This window comes from Nisaea sp. (assembly GCF_039990255.1).
Lineage (GTDB): Bacteria > Pseudomonadota > Alphaproteobacteria > Thalassobaculales > Thalassobaculaceae > Nisaea.
Genome location: NZ_JBDXGG010000007.1, coordinates 597,641 through 618,045, shown reverse-complemented (window position 1 = coordinate 618,045; position 20,405 = coordinate 597,641). Strand labels below are relative to the sequence as shown.

Sequence of the window (20,405 nt, the reverse complement as noted above, 5' to 3'; positions counted from 1 at the left end):
AAGCCGTGAAGCTCGCGCCACCAGCCTCAGCAAGCACCTTCGTGATCGCTGCCGTCAAAGACGTCTTGCCGTGATCAACGTGGCCAATTGTGCCAATGTTGCAGTGCGGCTTATTCCGCTCAAACTTTTCCTTCGCCATCGCGCACGTGTTCCTGCTTGATTAGGCGGTCACGCCGACATTATGCCGGGCATGACCAGAATTGATCCCTGTGCTTGGCCTGTCCGTGGCGTCCGCGCGATGGAGCGGGTGATGGGAATCGAACCCACGTATTCAGCTTGGAAGGCTGCTGCTCTACCATTGAGCTACACCCGCCCAGCACATCGCACACCACGGCGGTGCCCGCGACTTTCATCCCGAACACCAACCAACCTCTATATCTCTACCCTGCCCCAGCACCGGAAACCGACACCGAAAGCAGGATGGTGGTGGGGGTTGGATTCGAACCAACGTAGGCATAGCCAACGGGTTTACAGCCCGTCCCCTTTAGCCACTCGGGCACCCCACCAGGTTCCCCAAACGCCGTTTCCTGAAGACACCGAAATGGCTAAACAGGCTTCCGCGTTGGAAGGGAGTGCGAAATATGAGAAATAGACTCTGTTTGTCAACGTGAAAAACGTGGCAAAAGCGGCAACGAGGGCAATTGGTCGATCCCCCTCGTTTCCTCCCGCAACTTTCCGGAGCAATCCGGGCATCAGGTAATCACCATGGCAAAACCTCAGTCGCGCAAGCCCAGCAACGCCAGACGGCATGGCAAGCCTGCGCCAAAACCCAAGGGACGCGATATATTATGGGGCTGGCATGCCGTTGCCATGGCTCTGCTGAATGACAAGCGCCGGATTACCGGACTGCTATGTACGTCCCGAAACATGGAGGAACTCGGCCAGCGCCTGGACAGTTTGACCGACTCGCGCCGCGAGGAAATCCCCGAGCCGAAGATTGTGGAGAAGGATACACTCGATTCACTTGCCGGACCGGACGCCGTACATCAGGGAATAGCAGCAGAAGTTCTGCCGCTACCCGACGTCGCGATCGAGGACATTCTTGAGAATGTGGGCGAGCGGTGCCTCCTGGTTTTGCTCGATCAGGTTACAGATCCGCATAATGTAGGAGCGATACTGCGCTCAGCGTCCGCCTTCGGGGCCCGCGCTGTGATCGCTCCGGATCGCAATGCCGCACCGACAACCGGTGTTCTTGCAAAATCGGCTTCCGGTGCGCTGGACGCGATTGATCTGGTGCACGTTACGAATCTGAGCCGCACCATGGAGCAGCTGCGAGATGCCGGGTTCTGGTGCATCGGGCTCGACGGCGAGACGGACGGCACACTGGATAAAGCGGACCTGAAGGGCCGGATAGCCATCGTCATGGGTGCGGAGGGTAGCGGGCTGAGGCGTCTCACCCGCGAAAACTGCGATCTGCTCGCGCGCCTGCCGACCTCGGGTCCCGTAGCGACTCTGAACGTATCGGCCGCGACTGCCGTCGCTCTATACGAGTACGCCCGACAAAACCGGGATTGAAACGAGTTATGGCTGTGAGTGAACTATGTCACATGCATATCCTGTTGCGCGTTATAGAACACACCCGCTATTCATGTTTTAATTCCATGGTTAACTGCAACAAAATCAATGGAATTACGCGTTTTTTTATAAAAGCATGCTGAAAGACTGATGGACCCGCAAAAAGCAGAAGCGCAAAGTTTCAAAGATGCCGTCTGTGAAGACGTGTCCGACTTCTATTCGCGGAAGTCACGTGATGCTATCGGCCGGGCTGCCGGTCGGTATCTTCAATCCGTGCGCCTTACCCCAACGGAACTATTGCATTCAAGCCGGCATCAGCGCGCTTTCAGCGATGCTGGGACCACGCTCATGCAGGCGGTTCAGAAGGCTGCAATCGCGCAGGTCAAGGGAACCCAAATCCCGGTCAGTGAACGGGTACGCCGCCTGTACGAGATTACGGACAAGCTGCATAAAGACGCATTGGAAAGCCTCGAAAAAGAGCCGCCGGAGAAGCTTGAGAAAAGCATGATTCCGGATCTCATCATATTGCGCGGCGCTGAGAGCCCGGACGAGCAGGCCTTTCGGATTCGCGCAACGCTTACGGCCACGCTTGACGGCATCAATGACTGGGTTAAGAAATTCGAGACACTCTATGAACTCGGCCATGATATTGCCGGGCTCGAAGCATTCGGGCATTTCGATGCCTTCATCGCCGAGATCCTGCGTGCGCCGAATATCTGCAAGGAGATTTTCGGTGAGTTGCCAACGGCAGGCGAAGAAATAGAGCGGCTTCTCGCTCTCTACGAAGGCGACATCGAGCCGTCCCACGCCCCCAGCAAACCGGCGAATGCGAAGAACTTCTATGCCATCGCGAAGACCGGCTACATCCCTGAAACGCGAGATGTCCTGCTGCGAATGCTGACCCTGGCACTGAACTCGGGCGGTAAGCTAACGCGCGGGGATCTTCGCACGGAGCTGGAACGGATACGTGCGATCTACAAACGCCTGTCCACGCCGAACGGCTTCCTTGGCGGCGAGGATTGCGAGATTGGCCTGCAGAAACGCGAAGCGTCCCTGCTAAGCGACGAAACAATCGATCTTCTGCTCGGAGGCCGCATTGATGTCAGCCAGAAGGTTCTTCTGGCTCTCCAGATACGCCAGAAAGCGATCAGCGAGAAAGGTTCCGACTATCTTTCCAAATACGTCACCTCAATCGTCGGCCAACCGGATTTCTCGCGCGCCGTAGCAAGCAAAGACGGACCGCTGGAGGAAAAGCTCAGCTTTCTTGCCTCGGTTCACAAGGAAACCAAAGCCAATGATCTTCCCCCTCGGATCGAAGAGCGGATCTGCCGGACTTTGGAAGAGCTTCAGGCTGAGATACTGGAGACCAACAATTACTTCAAGAAGCTGGAAACACGCACGGGATCAACAGCTACAAAAGCCCTTATTGTGATTGACCTGATCGGCGAAGGCACTCTGGTCGGAGCAGAAACCCTGAAAAAGGCACGCAAATCGGCGCACGATTTCATGAAGAAGGCCGATTTTCTGGAGAGCTACCTCGCGGACAGCGATGCCGCCCAGAGCAAGAGAGCCCGCATGCAGGACCTGGAACGCCGCCTGAAGTCAGCCGGGCTCGCCTAACCTCACCCCGTTAACCTATCCGCCGCTGGCGCGTTCCCGTTCAAGCTCTGCCTGCCGCTGCCTGATATCCTCAGGCCAGCGGCTCTTAAGAAACGCCACGAGGGCCCATATCCCCGGGTCGGCGAGCTGAATTTCGAATCCCGGCATGTTGTTCTTGTAGCTGCGCGGCGAAAATGGCTGACCGCCATATTTAACCACATCGAAAATATCATCATCGCTGAGGCGCCATATCGGCGCGCTTCCATCCAGCGGTAATGCCGGGCGGTTGCCGGAGGGAAAATCGCCATCCCAGCCTGCCTGTCCTTCGAGACTATCGCCGTGGCAGAACGCGCAATTATCCCGGTAAAGCAGATGACCTTGCGCGACCAGTGTCTCGTCCTGCCAATCCGCGTGGACCGCCGTATCAACCATCCTGCGCTCATAATAAATAGAGGCGGCCGTCATAAGCGCGCCGATCAGAGTTGCCGCCGCAAGAAACCGTCCCTTCGGGCCGAGTTTCCGCGAAACCCGGTCGGCCAGCCCCATTCCGATCGCGGCCTCGTCCTCCTCCGCGGCATCGACCATCTGTCGGAGCAGTCTGTCGCTGCGCCTTTCTCCGCCGGCAAACGCCTTGGCACGTATCCGTGCCTGGCGGCGCGCACGGCGTTCGTTATCGATACGGCTCACGATCCATCTCCGGTGCGGTCGGACAAGACACCAAGGAGAAGATCATACGCGAATGTATAAATGGCTGTCATCTCAAGCCCTGAAGCCCGTCTTCTTTGACCTGTTCTTCCAGCGTCCCACCGGAGCAAAGGCAGATCGCCCTCACTCAGGCCGCGTGCGGCGTCAGGATCTGACGAATCGCCGAGCCGTCGGCAAGACGGTCAAAGCCCTCGTTGATATCCTCGAAGCCGACCGAGCGACTGATCAGCGCATCGATCGGCAAACGGCCCTGCTGGTAAAGGTCGATATAACGTGGGATATCCCGAACCGGCACGCACCCACCCATGTAACTGCCGCGGATCGCTTTCTCGTCGCTCACCAGAGCCGGCGGCGTGAAGGAGAAGGTACTATCGGCCGGCGCCAGCCCCGCAACCACCAGCTCCCCCCCGGGACGGAGCAGCCCATAACCAGTTTCCATGGCCTTTACCGCCCCGGCAAAGTCGAATGCGAAATCGACCCCCCCTCCTGTGAGGTCCAGAACCTGTTCAGCCAGATTTGGGTCGGCGGCGTTGAACGTGTTTGTCGCGCCAAGCTGACGGGCGAGACCTAGACGATCATCATTCAGATCGATGGCAATGATAGTGCCCGCACCGGCAACCTTAGCGCCCAGCAATCCATTAAGCCCGACGCCGCCGAGACCGATCACAGCAACGCTGTCCCCCGGCCGAATACGGGCCGTGTTCAGCACTGCACCGACGCCGGTCATCACCGCGCAGCCGAAGATCGCTGCTTTCTCCAGTGGAATGCTGTCGTCGACCTTGACGCAACTGCCCCGGTCGATCACCGCGTACTCGGCAAAACAGGAAACACCGGAATGGTGCGCGAGGGATTCGCCCGAGGGAGATTTCAGGCGGCGCCCTCCCCCCATCAGATCGCCCTTTGCCCGAGCCACAGCATTGACTTCACAAATCTGCGGGCGGCCTTCAAGGCACCGGCGGCAACGACCGCAATTGGCACTGAACTGGAAGACCACTGGATCGCCGGCTTTCAGATCGCGTATGCCGGCGCCAACCTCGACCACCTCGCCTGCGCCTTCATGGCCGAGGACCAGAGGCACCGGGCGCGGCCGGTTACCGTTGATCACGGAAAGGTCGGAGTGGCACAATCCGGCGCCGATAACCCGGACAAGAAGCTCGCCCGCTTCCGGTTTCGAGAGCTCAACATCTTCGACGGAAATCGGCCGCGACTCTTCAAAAGGCGCCGAGGCCCCAGACTGCCGCAATACGGCCGCGCGCATCTTCATGACTGTTTCCCATCCCCGCTTTTTGCTTTTTTTGCCACCGGTCGGCGGCGCGTCCCGGCATTGATCGCACCGGTCCTTAAAGGATTTACAGCAACAGTTTACGCCGCCCTAGCCGTTGCGACAATTATATGGATTGGCGGGCCGTTTTGGAGAGCAAAACAACCGTTGGCACAGAGTTTAAAACTCGCACCCCGCATGACCGGGGGGTATAGAAAACGCACCTAGGACCAACCGGACCAACTCCATGCCCCTCATCTTCCGACGCGCCATAGAGGCCGATCTTCCCGCCATCATCGCCATGCTTGCCGACGACGAACTGGGACGTCAGCGCGAGGATACCAGCGTTTCCGTCGCCGATTGCTATCGGGACGCTTTCAAAGTCATCTCAGCGGACAAGAACCAGTACCTCGCGGTCGCGGAACAAGAGGAAACGGTGATCGGCACACTGCAACTCACATTCCTGCCCGGCCTCTCGCACCAAGGCCAGTGGCGCGGCCAGATCGAATCCGTGAGGATTTCCTCAGCAGCACGTGGCGGGGGGATCGGACGACAATTCCTGGGGTGGGCCATCGCTACCTGCAAGGAGCACGGCTGCTCGATAATCCAGCTGAACAGCGATAAAAGCCGCTCAGATGCCATTCGGTTCTATGAGAGCCTCGGCTTCGCGGCGAGTCATGAGGGTTTCAAGCTGAAGGTATGAGTACAATGGGGCACTTCTTGACCCAATCATGAGGCAGCCTCAGACGACCGCCTTGTTCCCATCACACATCTGTATCAGAGCCAACGGCCGTTCCGAGAGATCCTGCGGCAACAAAAAATCTGTTGCTCAAGCCGCACGCTTTCTAGATTTTCGATGGCGATACTGGTTCCGTATCAGGCAAAGCCTGTGGACTAAGAGGGAACACGGAAGGGACGACCCAAGAGGGGCCCGCGCCGTGACTGCCCCCGCAACTGTAAGCGTGAGCTCTTCCAAGATGCCACTGGCCAACGGCCGGGAAGGCGGAAGCCGGCGAAGAACGCAAGTCAGGAGACCTGCCCGTATCGCGAACGTAACCTGGCCGGCATTTGCCCGGCAAAACCCGCACGGTGGGTGCGGTAAATGGAGTACTGACATGCATATCGAACCCGGCGTCGTGAACGGCGCGAAACTTCTGCTCAGCTATGGCACTGCTGCCGGTTGCCTCGGCTTTGCCGCCAAGGTGGCTTACTCATCTGCCCGCAAACACGGCGTTGCCCCGCTCGCGCTGCGTACGGTTCTGACAACCACGCTGGTCTTCTTCTTTTTTGAGGTCCTGCCGCACTATCCGGTGGGCGTCTCCGAAGTTCACTTCATTCTCGGCTCGACCCTGTTCCTGATGTTCGGCGCCGCTCCAGCCGCCATCGGCCTCGCGCTCGGCCTGCTGGCTCAGGGGCTGTTGTTCGCACCTTTCGATCTTCCTCAGTACGGCATGAACGTCACCACATTGCTGGTGCCATTGCTCGCAATCAGCGCGCTTGCTGACCGCATCATTCCGAAGACAGTCGCCTACAAGGACGTGAAATATAGCCAAGCACTGGCGCTCTCCGCCGCCTTCCAGGGCGGTGTGGTTACCTGGGTCGCCTTCTGGGCTTTCTACGGTCACGGCTTCAGCATGAGCACCCTCTCCGAGGTATCCCTCTTCGGCGGCGCCTACATGACCGTCGTGCTGATCGAGCCGATTGCCGACCTGGCGGTCCTCGCGGCAGCCAAGACATTCCATCAGATGAAGGACAGCCCGCTGTTCACCAGCCGGCTCTATCGCGCCGGCGTCTGACGCATCGGAAACTGAACGAAAAAACGGCCTCTTCGGAGGCCGTTTTTGTTTGTAGCCGGACCGCAGCTCAGCGGTAGGTCTGTCCGCCATCTAGATCGACCACGATTCCCGTCGCCCATCCCGCACGCGGTGAGCAGAGGAATGTCACTACGTCGGCGATCTCCTCCACCTTGGCGGCCCGGCCCAGAGGCTGGCCAGCCAGAAAATCCTGCCACCGGTCCGCATCACCCTTCTCGTCAGCAGCCTTGGTCTTCAGCAGAGTAACGAGGCGATCAGTCGCCACCAGTCCCGGATTGACGCCGAGCACCCGCATGCCGTCGGCCAGCGCGTTCGAGCCCATCGCCTTTGTGAACGCATTGAGCGAGGCATTGCCCGCGGTGCCGGCGATGTATTTCGGATCCAGCTTCACGCCCGCGAGGCCGATGACATTGAAGATGACTCCGCCGCCTTTCTCTTTCATCAGCGCATAGAAGGCGCGGGTCATATTGATATAGCCGAATACCTTGAGATCCCAGGCTTCGCGCCAGGCCGCTTCGTCAATCGCCTGCAAATCACCGCCGGGAATAGCGCCCGCATTATTGACGACGATATCCGGCACCGGCAGAGCGCCGCTGAGCGATTCCACCGCACCTGGCGCGGACAAATCCACCGGATGAATGGTGCAGCTCGCACCGGCCGAGACCAATTCGTCCCTTGCCTGCTCCAGCCGCTCTCCATCGCGGGCAACCAGATGAACAGTGCAGCCTTCTGCCGCGAACGCTTTGGCACAGCCGAGGCCAATGCCTTTCGACGCACCGGTGATCAGAACGCGCTTACCTTCAAGTCCAAGTTCCATCACGATCCTCCCGGTCGCGGACTGGAGCGAATAGCCGCTCCAGTCCAGCCTGTAGGCAGTATCAGGAGGATAGAGGCGCGGCGCTATGACCCTCTCGCCATTCGGAAAGGAAAGCGGCCATTTCCTCGTTCCCAGTGCCATCGGCTGCACCTTCCGGGAACACAGCGCCTGCCTCAAGCAGCAACCGGGCACATGTTACATGCGCAGCACCGGCCGTATGCGGCGCGAATTCAGCGCCATGGATCACCGTTCCCATTACATCGCCGCCATACATGTTTCGGTGCGACAGATCGGGGTCAAGAGATAGTAAGAACGCGACTTGATCAGCCAGTCCCGCCCAAGCTGCGGCTTGCAGCGCCGTCACCCCCATCTCGTTCGCAGCTGCCGGATCGAGACCGGCAGCCATCAGTGCTTTCAAGTAGGACAACTCCCCAGGCCTGCCGGCAATATCTATGGCCAGCCGTCGAACCTCGTCGGAAAGCGCCATGCCGCGTACGCTAGCTGAAGGCGTACCTCCTCCGGCGTACTCCGCCAGCACAGCAACCGCCGGGCTAAGCGACGTGGCATGACCTCTTGCGGCAAGTACCCGGGCAAAATCCGTATTGCCGTAAAGACACGCCATCTCGTAAGCACTGTGTCCGCTCCAGAGCCTGCTCGCGTCGGCGCCGAAATCGAGCAGCAGTTCAGCAAACATGCCAGATCGGCCACGACGGGCGGCCTGGTGCAAGGAGGTAAAGGTCAGGGGCAGCTGGCCACCCGGATGATGCTCGATTCCCTCATTCGGGTCGGCCCCATGCTCGAGCAAAATCCGCACGGCCTCGATCCGGTCAAAGTCGAGTGCCCGATGCAATGCATTGGTCCCGGACGGCGACACTCCATACCGACAGAGCAAGCGAAGCCCGTCCAGATGGTCCAGTTCAACTGAGTGGTAGAGGCTTTCATTGTCGTCCGGATGGGCACCATGCTCCAAAAGCCATTCGGCAAGCGGCATGTTACCAGCATGCCCAAGGGCACCGTAGAGAACCGACACCCGGTGCCCACTTCCGGCCGGCTCAGGATAGCTCTCGTTCGCGTCCGCACCGTTATTCCGAAGCAACTCTGCGATTGCCAGAATACGGTCCGGCGGGACGTCCCCGAACTTGTGATACTTCGAAAAACAGAGGTGGACGAGCGGTGTCCGGCCGTGGATCTCGGTGGTTGCAAGAGACGGGTCCGCCGCAATTCGGCCTTCTACTGCTTCCAGGTCGCACAGCGCCGATTCAACCGCTAAATCAAAATGAGCAAGTCCCGGGTCCGCAGCCAGCAACTTCTTGATGACCCATGCCTGACCATTATAGAGCGCCGCCCGGAGGCGTTTCGCCCGGTCGGCGCGGGTCATGCCGGCCGTCTCCAGGGCGAGCTTCAACTTTGGCCAGCTTTCGTGGCCCTGCTCGACGGCAACAACATGCAGGAAGTCTGCGTGCAGAAGCTCTTTCAATTCCGGCACGACAGTTTTTACGCGGCGCAACGTGTCAGCATCGCCACGCGCATAAGACTTCTTCAGTAATTTCGCCGAACGGCGAAGTCTTTCGAGATCGGAGGACATCCGTTTTCTCCCGTTTGCGCGCCCATGGATCCGCTACATCGGGCGCCGGAGGAAAACCGGAAATATCAGGTTTGTATCAAGGTGCGTCACGCTTTCCGCGGATCCGGATGCTGCCTCGTCAGCCCCTTCCAGATATCACCGGCATGCATTGACCGCAAGGCTCGGTGCCGACCTATGCAACCGAAAAACAGGCTATCCATTGACCTCCACCCGATTCGGGAGCACTCTTTTCAAGTCCCATCCGGACACACGGAACCCACAACAGGGAGGTCGTATATCGCGATGGAGCCACCGAATCAGGTAACGCGTTCCTGAGAACGGAACGCGACGGCAGAAAGCGGCAGCTGACGCTTCAAGTCCGCAGACATATATCAAATTTTGAGAGCTAAACGCTCGATAGTCTGTCTTATGCAACAGACGTGAAATCATGCTATGCCCCACTCGACGCTGACGCGCGGTGGGGCTTTGCATTTCAGTCCTTTTTTCCCGCGCAACTGAGCTTGAGCCCGGCAATCATGGCCAGGAAAGACGGATAACCTTTGCATGCACAAAAACCTGCGCCATGACCGGGTGCTGGTCATCGATCTTGAGCTGACCTGCTGGGACGGCCCACCACCCGACGGCGAGCGCCCGGAGATTATCGAGATCGGTGTTGCCGAGATCGATCTGAAACGGGACGAGATCAGCCGCACAATCTCCATGCTGACCAAACCTTCAGCCTCCCGCATCTCTCCCTTCTGCAGTGACTTCACAGGCATTACGGACGAGATGATCGCGGCCGCCGGCATTCCGTTCGAAGATGCCTGCCATCAGCTGCGTAAGACTTATGGATCAACGTCAAAACTCTGGGCCGGCTGGGGCAGTGACGATGCTTTGTTCGCGACCGAGGTCCAGGCAAAGGGCGCCGTCGATCCCGCCTCGCACCGCTATCTTGATCTCTGCCAGATACAGGAATATGTGCTGGCAGGCGGGCGCCGTATATCGCTCGACGAAGCATTGAAAGCGATGAAGTTGGAAAGGGCAGGAACGGCGCACCGGGCGCTCGGCGACGCCATCGACACGGCTCGCCTGCTGCTGGCCTGGCGAGAAAGGTTCGGTCTGGGGGATCTTCAGCACGAGCATTTCGACTGAGATCAGCCGCTCAGTTCCCGAAGATTTCCCGGATCGTGTCGAGCCACAGTTCGTCGGCTGCCGCACCGTCCAGCGTGCCGTAGCAAGCCATATATATCCCGGTTGCCTTCAGAAACCGTGCTTTCTCCAAACGCGTCCATTCATCGTAGGACCAAGGAATGTCTGTCGGCTTAATGTTCCGCACCGCGCCGCAATAAAGAGCCTTCTCCGGACCCGATGCGGTCACAACCGAACACTGCTCGATGGCGAAGTCAAAATCCTCGAAGAACCGGATGCGCTGATCATCCTCCGGCACGTAGTCTCCCAGGAGAAGCCCCTCCACCTGTCCGCCAGCCTCTTCGACCAACGCGGGGTAAGGCTCATTTTCGACCCGAACACGTGAGAATCCGGATAATGTCGCTGCCTTCGAGAGCGCACCCGGGTCGCGGCCGAGAACAATGGTGAGAACATCCGGATCCATCAAGGTTCCGAAGAAGAAATATGGCAGCACCGGCATATTTATCAGCGGTTCCCCGCGAGATAAACGGTACAGCGGGTCGACCCTTCACGCTTGAAGACATATACCCCAGCGCGTAAACGGGTCCCACTTGGGCGCAATATATCCTGTGACCGGGCGGCGCGATAGACCTCACCCCCGGCCCTCACGAACCCGCCGCCGTAACGCCGGAAATTACCAGCCCGGCATGCTTGGGTCGCGCCTCTATCGACAGAGGATATATCTCCCAGAGATCGATCATCCTTAAACATCAAGCCACGTCTCGCCGGGTTTTCGTATATTGTTCTCTTCGGCAAAGAGACGCGTTTGAGACGCCAACGGTGCTGTTCCGCTGACCGTTCCATATGACGCGGGTTCGTCTTGGCCGGCGACACGCGTCCGGCATCGGCAGGAGGGGCAAACACACTCAAAGCGGCGACGAGAATGATAAAGACACCGAAGAGCGGAAAAGCTCTTGGAAAAGAGTGCATGCAAAGCCCATCGAAAGTTAACCTTTCGTCACTTTGCCTTCCAAAAGTAAATTCTTAGCTAACATAACATGTATCCCCTTGTTGCCGTTGACCATCTGGGTAACCCGTAGATCCGCCGCCAGGCTGCACAACATGTAAGCTTCAGCCCGGGTGCGGTTGGTACGGGCCGTGATCAGATCGAGCATCTGGCGCAACGCGTCCCGGCCGGCCTCGTCCAGATCCTCGTTGAAAGCCATCGTGATAAAATGCTCCGGCGTTTCGGCGCGCGGCAGGGTAAGGCTCATGTCATCCCGCACCGTCAGGCGGAAACGGCCCTCGAGAGCCGTTTCGATGGCCGTCACACAAACCTCGCCGTCTCCCTGGGCCCCATGCCCGTCACCGGCAGAGAACAGAGCACCGTCGACGAACACAGGCAGGTACAGCGTGGTACCCGCCACCAACTCCTTGTTGTCCAGATTGCCGCCATTGGCGCGCGGCTGAATGGTGCTGACCCTGCCCCAGACAGGCGGCGGCGCAACGCCCATCACGCCGAAAAACGGATGCAGCGGCAGCTCAAGCCCCCACGGAAGGCGACCAATATTGCGCTCGGTATCGATGGCGATGATGGAAAGGGTAACTTCGTCAAAATCATCCGGCAGCGCGCCCTTGAGCGGCGCACTGTAATTGAAGCCCCAGTCCTGACGTACCTTCACGTCGAGAATGTCGACCTGCAACACATGGCCGGGCTTTGCGCCCTCGACATAAACCGGGCCGGTCAGAATATGGCCCGGCAGCCCCGGACGGATCTGGTCGATCACAGCCTGATGTTCGGGCAGTACAGTGTAACCCTCTCCTGGCAGGACCGGCGTGTCACCGGAGATCGACTGGATTCTAACTTCCTCGCCCGAAGCAATGGTCAGCGCCGGCTCTAGACCAGCATCAAAAAATCCCCAGTGAACCGTTTCCGGACTGCTCTTGAGCACATGCCCCCGCATAGCTGCTCCTTCCGTCTATATATCAGTGATGGTTGTCAGTGGCCGGTTGGCCTGTCTCGAGCGCAGTCGCCTGCTTACGCTCAGCCTTCCGAGCCTGTCTTTTGCGCCGCGCGGTCTTGAAACGCTCGATATAGATATGACTCCAACGATACCCGAGCCAACCGCCAAAGACCATCCATGGCACGCAACCGACGAACAGAGGCACCCCCCATTCGTCCAGCATCGCGACCAAATAGACCCAGACAGCCGCAATCCCTGAAACGTCCTGACCAAGTATCGTATCCAGTCGATCCGAGAAATGTCCGAAAGCCGTCAGGTTTTCCCAGCGGCCCAGCATCAGATTCCCTGTCTGCAGGAAGATGTAATAGACGATCGGGACCGTGAAGACGTTGGTCGCCCAGGTCCAAGCCAAAGCCACGACCAGATTGAAGCTCCAAGACGGCCGCAGCACGCGGAGCAAAGACCAGATGCCCGCCACGATCGGCATTTGTACGCCGACCAGCGGTGTCAAGGACACCGCAACACCAATCCCAACCCCGCGCGCCGTGTAGTCCGGCAAACCAGTCCCGCGGAGGATCGGAATGACGAGCCGGTAACGTAAAAGGCGGCTTAGTGGGTTGAGCATCGGTCAGGTCAATTCGGAAAGAGAGCGCCAGGCAAGGCGGCAGGCCAGCCATAACAAGCAAACAACGGCACCGTCACGCCACAAAAGGAAGATTTCATGAATCTCTTTATATTTGGTGACCGGGCCCGCAATTGCACGTCCCGCCCTTGGGTGCTCTACGGCCGCTCCCCTTTGGCAAGACGCGCCTCGATATCGTCCACCACGTCGAGAAGCGATGCGACACTGTCGATCAGGTAGTGTGGGTTGCAGCTGCGCAGGGTCTTTTCGGCCTGGCGTTTTTTCTCCGCAAATGTGGCTTCGTCCAGTGCTTCGGTTTCTTCCAGCGAAAGCCCGAACGCGTTGCCGGACACCGTCACACCCACCGTCCAGCAACCAGCCGCCCTGCCCTCGGCAATCCCAGGCTCGGTGTCATCCACCTTGATGCAAGCAGAGGCCGGCCAGACATCAAGATCCAGGAAGCATTTGTACATCATCAGCGGCGTCGGCCGGCCATGCGACAGATCGCCGGCACAAACCAAGTTGTCCGGCGCATAGCCGCGATCCCGCGCTATCGGTACCAGCCGCTCCATGATCTCCATGTTGTACCCGGTCGTGGAGCCAATCTTCATGCCCCTGCCGCGGAGAGCCGCAACTGTGTCCAGCGCACCTGGAATGATATCTGCGAAGTCCGGCACGACATCGACATTCATTGGCACGAAAATCTCGTAGATCCGATCGACATCGCTGTCGGAAAATGCAGATCCATGCGCTTGTTGCCATGCTTCCGCGATCCGGGGCTGGGTGCCGACAGCCTTAATGTGATCCCATTTCGGCAGGCCCATCGGGGCGCGCGCTTCGTCGATGCTGATCTCGACATCGAACGCGGCGAAAGCCCGCTGAAAAACGCCCATGGGCGCTCGGCTGCCATGATCAACGATGGTTCCGGCCCAGTCGAAAATGATGGCTTTGACGTGATTATCGGCGGTGGACATCTGAATTTCCTTTTCGATTAGGCTGCAGCCCCATAGAGCGAGGCAATAGTCTCCTCACCGAGGGCAAAGGCGGTGCTCATGCCGGTTCCGCTGGAGACGACCAGCAGCCGGACTCCATCTTCCGGCGTGTCGATGAAAGAGGTGCGGTCCGACGCGGACGGGTAAATGCCGGTCCAGCGCTCGATCACCTTGCGGTTCGCAAGCTGCAGCATGCGGCCGGCTTCCTCCATGATCAGATCCTCCACCACGGCAGGCGCGAAGGGATCCGGGGTCGTTGCGTAATGGTGGGAATCACCGACGACGAGTGAGCCATCCGCACCTTGCACCACGATCAGATGGATACCGTGCGCCAGCCATTGCGGTTGTTCCTGTTCCAGCCGTGCGCGCAACACCTTCGACGCCGCGCAACCTGTATAGCCTTCGTAGCGCACCAGACTGAGATCCGACATAACCGCGCCCGGCAGTTTCCATTCCGGCGGCTGCGGCGCGACCCGCAGCATCTGCAACTTGCAGAGCCGGAGATCGTAGGCTGCCAGCCGCTCCGGATAGAGCGTCGCAATGTCGGGACCCGGGCAGACAATCACCGATTCTGCCTTGATCGTTCCGGTAGTGGTCTCGACCGTTTCCGCCGAAACACCAGTCACAGCCGTAGACCAACGGAATTCCACACCGCAGCAGGCTTCGAGATAGTGCGCCAGCCGCGGCAAGGCCTGACGCGGCTCGACCCGCACCTCATGCGGGCTCCACAATCCGCCAAGCACAGACTTCTGCCCGAGCACAGGCGCCTTCGCTCTTGTTTGTTCGGCGGTCAGAAGAGTGCAGTCTCGCCCCATCTCGGTGTCGGCGAATTCTTCAAGAACGGCAACGGCTTCTGGCCTCTGGGCTGTTACCAGCAACCCGTCATGCGAAGCCGGTATGCCGGCCTTGGGAGCGATATCGCGCCAGACAGAAGCCGATTTATAGGCCCGTTCCCAAGTCTCGCCCTGTTTCTGCCCGGTGACCGTGACGAAGCCGAAATTGCGGACGGACGCTCCATTCGATTGTGCGTCCCGATCAATGATAACGACGCTTTTGCCGCGCTTTGAGGCCGCGAGCGCACTCGCCAGACCACAAATCCCCCCGCCGACGATCGCCAGATCGTAGCTGTGTCCCATTTCATCCATCCGAATTGATCAATTCCCTGCCGATAGCACAACGGTATGACAAAGAAGTTGTTTACGCGAGTGCGGGGTCAGACTGGATCGACGCCTAAATGCGAAAACCTGCCGGAAACGTCTTCCCAGCCATCAACGGCGGCGACGAAAACCTGAGGTACATCTGGCCCTGCACCTGCCTCGAAGACCTGACACGTGTAGCACATATCCGTGCGCGATCCGTCTTTCGAGAGCGGCACCATAAGTCGTGACGCTTTCAGCAAGCGACCCTGGTCCCATCGAAATTTACTGTGCGACGCGACCGGCGACCGGCGCTCACAGGCGAGTATATGAAGACCAAGAATGAACTCCAGATAGCTCCCGGTGAGAACACAGGAAAGATCCTTGCCCGTGATGTCGCTGCCGAAGTAATCCGTGAAAATGGTGCCGACCACGCGATGCCGCACCATCCTGAGGCGCGTGTCCACATCTGTCAGCAAGCTGTGAGGTAACAGCTTCGGACCGATCTCTGCTGGATCAAGATCGCGCCGAAGCGGCACTTCATTCCCGCCCTTTATGCTGGTCCAATAGGCATACATCGCAACAAGCGTTGCATCGCCAAGAACCTCTTCTGTCTCTAATTGCAACGCCTCTAGCCCCAAATTCGAAGCGTACCAAGCCTGCGATGGAATCAGGTTGGTGAAGGCAATAACCTATCATTCAATTCGATTTTGTCTAAAATTTTTATCAGATTGAGCGCCCAATAAATATTTAACTTTATTCTTGTAAATTCATAATTGGAGAATGGATTTATTAACCAGCCTCACATGCAACCCCTACGCAACCGTCGACGCGTCCTCTATCCGGCGAGCGCTTCCCTGTACCCTTCCAGTAACGGCGCCATACCGGACAAATCATACCCTTCTCGTGCAGCTGCAGATGTCACCTCGGAAATGGATGCTCCGTGAAAACAGACCTGCGTCAAAGCCCAAAGGATTGTCGATCGGGTCCCGCTGCGGCAAAACGCGAAAACTGGCCCATCCGACGCTTCGATTGCTGCATGGTGCTGCGAGACCAACGCCGGGGACAAAGTCGGCAGCGTTATCGGTATGAAGACATAAGACAGGCCCGCAGCTTCCGCGGCAGCCTTGAGATCTTCATTGACCGGCTGCCCCATTTCCTCGCCGTCAGGACGATTGTTTATGACAGTCTTGAACCCCAGCCCAGCAATCTCACTCATTTCCTGCGATAAAATCTGACCTTTTGCGGCATAGCTTTCACTGATCTGCTTAAAATCCATCGGGCTCAACCCTTCTGCTTTCACTCATCTTTGGGATCCCTACCAGAGGATCACCCAGCGGCATTATTCGGTTTCTGCTTGAACAGAGGAACTCACGTCAAAAATCCCACAAACCTGACTCAGTAGGCTAGTTCAAAACAAAACCCGATCTGGTATATAAAACGCATAAGCAAACAACCATACTGTTTGCTTAGTACCCGGTCAGCATCAGGTCGTTCGGGTTGGGGGGACTTAATGACCTCAGGGTCACTAGACCAGCACCTTATGCAGGAGGATGCCCAGAAATTCATGGGCGCCTTTCTCGCAGAACACAAAAAATGGCTCCAGCGTAAGCCTGGAGGTCAGCAATGCGACCTGTCGCGCCTGGATTTACAGAACATCAACCTCACGAATGCTCTGCTCACCCGCGCCATTCTGGTTGGAATTCAGCTGCAGAATGCCACGCTTGAAGGCGCCGACCTCAGCGAATCAGACATGTTCGGTGCAAAGCTTCAGGGTGCCAACCTCAAGCGTGCGAAGCTGAAGCGCACCATTCTGCGTGGGGTCAACCTGAAGAATGCCGACCTGTCTCATGCCGACCTGGAAGACGCGGACTTCCGCGGCGGCCTGGTGCTAGGGGAGTCCCCGGACCAATCGCTCGGTATGGAGCAGAGCGACCTCAGTGAGTGCCTGATGGATTTTGCCCGCGGGCAACGCGCCAAATTCTCCAATGTAGACCTGAGCGGCGCGAGCCTCCGGGAAGCGAACCTGAAAGGCGCGGAGTTGTTCGGCTCGGACCTGTCAAATGTCGATCTGACAGGCGCCAATCTCGAAGATGCGGATCTCTCCGATACCCGGCTGACTAACGCCAAACTTGAGCGAACCATCCTGAAAGGTGCCCGCCTGGCAAACAGCATGATCAGCGAAGACGCGCTGGCAAGAGCGGAGTTCGATTCCGATGCGCTGGGAGAGATCAACAATCCAGAGCTCAGCATCGATCTGGACACCACTGGCGACTTCAAGTCCCTGCCACCGGAATTGCGCACAGCACTCGCACAGCATTTCGAATGGCTGCAATCGAACGGTGTCCGCGGAAGCAGGGCGATCATCAAGTCAATGTCACTGCGAAAACTGAAGCTGCGCCGGCAGAACCTGACCGGGGTGGCATTGTACTCCTGCGATCTGAGCGATGCGGACCTATCTTTTGCCAATCTGGTGCTGGCCGATCTTGAGAAATGCAACCTGATGAATGCAAATCTTGCAGGCGCGCTGATGTTCGGCACCAGCTTCAAAGGCGCGTTTATGAGTGGCGCAGACCTGTCGAACGCTCATGTCGGCGCGATGCCAATTTTCGGAGCCGACGGCAAGCGGACCGGAAAGGTGCGCAAAACCGATATGAGCACGGCGAACCTCAATAATGTGACGTTCGAAGGCGTCGATATGGACGGTATCGTTAAGTAACTCCTCCGCAGAGCTACCTCAGAGCTTCGAAGCGCCGCTTAAGTCGCTGTGCTGCAGGCCTGCGAATACAGCACTCCCGTCCTTCATATGCGTATTCACCTTGGCATTGTAGCAAATGTGCTCAAAGCCGTGCTTGTCGACGATCTTGATCTTCTGGTTGCGGAAGCGCGCTTCGTCGCGTGGCCCCGTCAGGTAGAATCGGCTCTCTCCGACTTCATTGCCAAAGACTTTCAGGCTTCTGAACCCGTCCAGGACCTTGTTAGCCGCCAGCACATAGCGCTGCGGGGTCCAAGGCTCCAAGCCTTCGCTCATATTAAGACAATCTCCGACCAAAATCTGGTTCGTCCGTGCTTTGCCGATCAGGCGCGCGGCGTTGATGGTCGCGTCGCCAACGATATATTCATGCCTGGCGACGTATTTCGGGCTCGGCTCATAGAAGACGTAATGGCTTCCGCCACTCAGAGCCATACGGAGTTCCGGAAGAGGCATTTTCTCCGACATTTCGCGCTGCAAGCTCTTGTAGTAGAGCGAGAACAGCGTCATCAGCACAAACAAGCTGACATCCTGGTTCAGCCCCATTTCCAGGTTCCAGACATAATATCCGTCACCCGTTGTGGATCGCCCCATCTCCATCGGCAGTCCGGCACGGTGCAACGTCGCCTCGGCGAGGGAGAGACTGAACTTCAATGTCGAAAGGTGGCTAGCCTGCTCTTCGGGGGTATGTTTCGAAAACCCGACCATATCGATCAGGAAAACCATACGAAACGGCGCGAAACCAATCGAGTAACGCGACATGACCGACTCGACATCCTCATGAGACAACCCGGTCGCCCCACCGCCAATCGAGAAATCCAACCTGATCTCGGTCGGCTGGGCGCCGATGAATTGCGTGACCTGCTTGAATTCTTCATCGCTCAGATGGCGCGGCCCTTCAAAGACCCGTTTTATCGGGTCCTTCAGTTCAAACAGGCGGGTTTTCGGCAACAAGATGAGCTCAAGGCCCTTACCTGAAGGACGCCAGGCAACAATCGCGTTCGAACCGAACTGGGACAAACCGAACAGCAACTGGTTCAGTGACAGACGAAGATCGTCACGCCGCCCTGACGAATGATGTCCCTGAGTATCGCCATACATGGGTGTTCACCTTGCGTAAAGGAATCACAAATATACTAACCCATGGATTACCGAGCAGGAACAACGGCGCACTCAAACGACCCAACGCTCCTCTAATGAGACCTAAACTTTCTATCCGAGGTTTTCGGCACCGAACCAAGAACATATTCCGGGGAACACTCGGAAGCGATCTAGGACCTCTGACAAGTCATGACCATGGCATTTGAAAACACTGAATTCAAAACAGTTCCAGAAGAGCTTATGGCGGCGATCAAGTCCCACCATACCTTTCTCACGGGACGTCCTGGTGGACTGCGCCTGAAGAACGACGATCTCGACGCGTCTCATTGCCGCTTCGACTATATGTCCCTGACGCAAACGATCCTGCCATGCGCCGAGTTTTCCGAGAGCTCATGCATAGGAACCGACTTCAGCGCAGCCGACCTATACGGGTCGAATTTTGCTTGGGCAAATCTGCAGGGCGCCATTTTTTCCAAAACGGATATCCGCGGCGGCAATTTCGTCATGGCTGATCTTACTGGTGCCACGATGGTGAATGCAGATCTTCGCCCCGGCCAGATCGTGCGTTGGTCCAACAAAAGCGGCGATGGTCCTGTCAGTACAAACCTCGACAGTGCCAACTTGGACGATGCAAACCTTAAGGGCGCAGACCTTGAGGATGCGAACCTGAAAAATACCCGCGCGATCGGTACCATGTTTGCCGATGACGACATGCATGCAACCAATCTGGCCGGCGCAGTCCTGGACGGTGCAGACCTTTCCGGCTCCAAGCTGCGTGGCGCCGTACTCGCCGGAGCATCCGTCAACGGAACCAACCTGAGCAACTGCGATCTCTCCGGTGCCAACCTGCGCAACGTGGATCTGTCGAAGGCGACTTTGCACAATACCAATCTGGACGGCGCCATTACTTTGGAAAACGCCGCCGATTTACCGGATGACATCGCTGAAATCATCCGGCAGCACAGCCAATGGATCATCTCGGACGGCGAAATCGGCGAAAGGGCTGATTTCGAAGGCAAGGATTTGAAGAACCTCGCATTGACCGGCTGCGATCTGCGCGGCGCGATGTTCGCTAACGCGCAGCTTGAAGGTACGCAATTCAATCAATGTGAATTGATGCTGGTGAATTTCGCCGGGGCGGAACTGAGCCGGGCCAGCTTCGTCGGCGCTACTTTGCGGGGGACGAATTTTGCCAAAGCCAAGTTGGTCGAAGCCAAGTTCCACGGCGCCCGGCTTGACGTCGCTGAGATCTACAATGCACAGCAACAGCGCACCGGCAAATCTATCCCCGTGATATTCAACGGCGCGGTCTTGCAAGGCACCGATTTCTCCCGTGCCAAGATAAGTGGCGCTAACTTTACCGATTCGATACAATTCGGGACAATTTGGAACCATGCGAAAATCGAGAATTGTACCGGCATTCTCGGTTAGGCCG

20 protein-coding genes, 2 tRNA genes and 1 riboswitch are annotated in these 20,405 nt (G+C 57.8%); of the genes, 7 read left to right on the top strand and 15 right to left on the bottom strand.

The features are described from left to right. The 3 genes from ABJ076_RS07610 to ABJ076_RS07600 form a co-directional block, all read right to left on the bottom strand. Positions 1-139 (bottom strand): GTP-binding protein (locus ABJ076_RS07610; RefSeq protein ID WP_348187836.1); only part of this gene is annotated, 139 nt, incomplete at its 3' end. A 100-nt stretch (positions 140-239) separates the two neighbouring features. Next, positions 240-313: transfer RNA gene (locus ABJ076_RS07605), tRNA-Gly, on the bottom strand. Between the two features lie 108 nt (positions 314-421). After that, positions 422-506 (bottom strand) — tRNA-Tyr (locus ABJ076_RS07600). 199 nt (positions 507-705) lie between these two features. Here ABJ076_RS07600 and rlmB point away from each other — a divergent pair. Next, positions 706-1,515 carry a 23S rRNA (guanosine(2251)-2'-O)-methyltransferase RlmB gene (gene rlmB, locus ABJ076_RS07595; protein ID WP_348194724.1) on the top strand — a complete coding sequence of 270 codons (810 nt, stop codon included), beginning with the start codon at positions 706-708 and terminating at the stop codon, positions 1,513-1,515. Between the two features lie 150 nt (positions 1,516-1,665). Continuing rightward, positions 1,666-3,135: a hypothetical protein gene (locus tag ABJ076_RS07590; RefSeq protein ID WP_348194722.1), complete on the top strand. Its 1,470-nt coding sequence runs from the start codon at positions 1,666-1,668 to the stop codon at positions 3,133-3,135. Positions 3,136-3,150: 15 nt separating this feature from the next. On the opposite strand, the gene ABJ076_RS07585 is transcribed toward ABJ076_RS07590, so the two are convergent. Next, the gene (locus ABJ076_RS07585; protein ID WP_348194720.1) at positions 3,151-3,801 is read right to left on the bottom strand and encodes a c-type cytochrome; all 651 of its coding nucleotides are present in this window, start codon (positions 3,799-3,801) and stop codon (positions 3,151-3,153) included. Between the two features lie 145 nt (positions 3,802-3,946). Further along, entirely contained in the window at positions 3,947-5,083 is a 1,137-nt protein-coding gene (locus tag ABJ076_RS07580) for a zinc-dependent alcohol dehydrogenase family protein (protein WP_348194718.1), read from the bottom strand. Between the two features lie 244 nt (positions 5,084-5,327). Between ABJ076_RS07580 and ABJ076_RS07575 the strand changes: the two genes are divergently transcribed. Both ABJ076_RS07575 and ABJ076_RS07570 read left to right on the top strand, forming a co-directional pair. Beyond that, positions 5,328-5,783 carry a GNAT family N-acetyltransferase gene (locus tag ABJ076_RS07575; RefSeq protein ID WP_348194716.1) on the top strand — a complete coding sequence of 152 codons (456 nt, stop codon included), beginning with the start codon at positions 5,328-5,330 and terminating at the stop codon, positions 5,781-5,783. A 146-nt stretch (positions 5,784-5,929) separates the two neighbouring features. Beyond that, positions 5,930-6,138: riboswitch (cobalamin riboswitch) on the top strand. 57 nt (positions 6,139-6,195) lie between these two features. Beyond that, the gene (locus ABJ076_RS07570; protein ID WP_348194714.1) at positions 6,196-6,876 is read left to right on the top strand and encodes an energy-coupling factor ABC transporter permease; all 681 of its coding nucleotides are present in this window, start codon (positions 6,196-6,198) and stop codon (positions 6,874-6,876) included. Between the two features lie 67 nt (positions 6,877-6,943). Here ABJ076_RS07570 and ABJ076_RS07565 read toward each other — a convergent pair whose 3' ends face one another. Next, positions 6,944-7,711 (bottom strand): short-chain dehydrogenase/reductase, encoded by a 768-nt coding sequence (locus tag ABJ076_RS07565; RefSeq protein ID WP_348194712.1) that lies wholly within the window; start codon positions 7,709-7,711, stop codon positions 6,944-6,946. Positions 7,712-7,772: 61 nt separating this feature from the next. Next, on the bottom strand, positions 7,773-9,296 hold the full coding sequence (locus tag ABJ076_RS07560; RefSeq protein ID WP_348194710.1) for an ankyrin repeat domain-containing protein: 1,524 nt from the start codon (positions 9,294-9,296) through the stop codon (positions 7,773-7,775). Positions 9,297-9,839: 543 nt separating this feature from the next. Here ABJ076_RS07560 and ABJ076_RS07555 point away from each other — a divergent pair. Then, the gene (locus ABJ076_RS07555; protein WP_348194708.1) at positions 9,840-10,427 is read left to right on the top strand and encodes a 3'-5' exonuclease; all 588 of its coding nucleotides are present in this window, start codon (positions 9,840-9,842) and stop codon (positions 10,425-10,427) included. 10 nt (positions 10,428-10,437) lie between these two features. Here ABJ076_RS07555 and ABJ076_RS07550 read toward each other — a convergent pair whose 3' ends face one another. From ABJ076_RS07550 to ABJ076_RS07520, 7 genes are all read right to left on the bottom strand, one after another. Then, positions 10,438-10,923 carry a gamma-glutamylcyclotransferase family protein gene (locus ABJ076_RS07550; protein ID WP_348194706.1) on the bottom strand — a complete coding sequence of 162 codons (486 nt, stop codon included), beginning with the start codon at positions 10,921-10,923 and terminating at the stop codon, positions 10,438-10,440. A 487-nt stretch (positions 10,924-11,410) separates the two neighbouring features. Next, complete coding sequence (locus ABJ076_RS07545; protein ID WP_348194704.1) at positions 11,411-12,367, bottom strand: acetamidase/formamidase family protein; 957 nt, start codon at positions 12,365-12,367, stop codon at positions 11,411-11,413. Positions 12,368-12,389: 22 nt separating this feature from the next. Then, entirely contained in the window at positions 12,390-12,992 is a 603-nt protein-coding gene (locus ABJ076_RS07540) for a DUF2062 domain-containing protein (RefSeq protein WP_348194702.1), read from the bottom strand. 155 nt (positions 12,993-13,147) lie between these two features. Next, positions 13,148-13,963 carry a phosphonoacetaldehyde hydrolase gene (gene phnX / locus ABJ076_RS07535; protein ID WP_348194700.1) on the bottom strand — a complete coding sequence of 272 codons (816 nt, stop codon included), beginning with the start codon at positions 13,961-13,963 and terminating at the stop codon, positions 13,148-13,150. A gap of 17 nt (positions 13,964-13,980) precedes the next feature. After that, complete coding sequence (locus ABJ076_RS07530; RefSeq protein ID WP_348194698.1) at positions 13,981-15,117, bottom strand: TIGR03364 family FAD-dependent oxidoreductase; 1,137 nt, start codon at positions 15,115-15,117, stop codon at positions 13,981-13,983. 77 nt (positions 15,118-15,194) lie between these two features. Further along, entirely contained in the window at positions 15,195-15,743 is a 549-nt protein-coding gene (locus ABJ076_RS07525; RefSeq protein ID WP_348194696.1) for a PAS domain-containing protein, read from the bottom strand. A gap of 212 nt (positions 15,744-15,955) precedes the next feature. Further along, positions 15,956-16,396 carry a TIGR01244 family sulfur transferase gene (locus tag ABJ076_RS07520; protein ID WP_348194694.1) on the bottom strand — a complete coding sequence of 147 codons (441 nt, stop codon included), beginning with the start codon at positions 16,394-16,396 and terminating at the stop codon, positions 15,956-15,958. Positions 16,397-16,630: 234 nt separating this feature from the next. Between ABJ076_RS07520 and ABJ076_RS07515 the strand changes: the two genes are divergently transcribed. Further along, positions 16,631-17,836 carry a pentapeptide repeat-containing protein gene (locus ABJ076_RS07515; protein ID WP_348194692.1) on the top strand — a complete coding sequence of 402 codons (1,206 nt, stop codon included), beginning with the start codon at positions 16,631-16,633 and terminating at the stop codon, positions 17,834-17,836. 18 nt (positions 17,837-17,854) lie between these two features. Here ABJ076_RS07515 and ABJ076_RS07510 read toward each other — a convergent pair whose 3' ends face one another. Beyond that, entirely contained in the window at positions 17,855-18,970 is a 1,116-nt protein-coding gene (locus ABJ076_RS07510) for a hypothetical protein (protein ID WP_348194690.1), read from the bottom strand. Positions 18,971-19,159: 189 nt separating this feature from the next. On the opposite strand from ABJ076_RS07510, the gene ABJ076_RS07505 reads away from it, so the two are divergent. Then, positions 19,160-20,401 carry a pentapeptide repeat-containing protein gene (locus ABJ076_RS07505; RefSeq protein ID WP_348194688.1) on the top strand — a complete coding sequence of 414 codons (1,242 nt, stop codon included), beginning with the start codon at positions 19,160-19,162 and terminating at the stop codon, positions 20,399-20,401. Positions 20,402-20,405 lie beyond the last annotated feature (4 nt).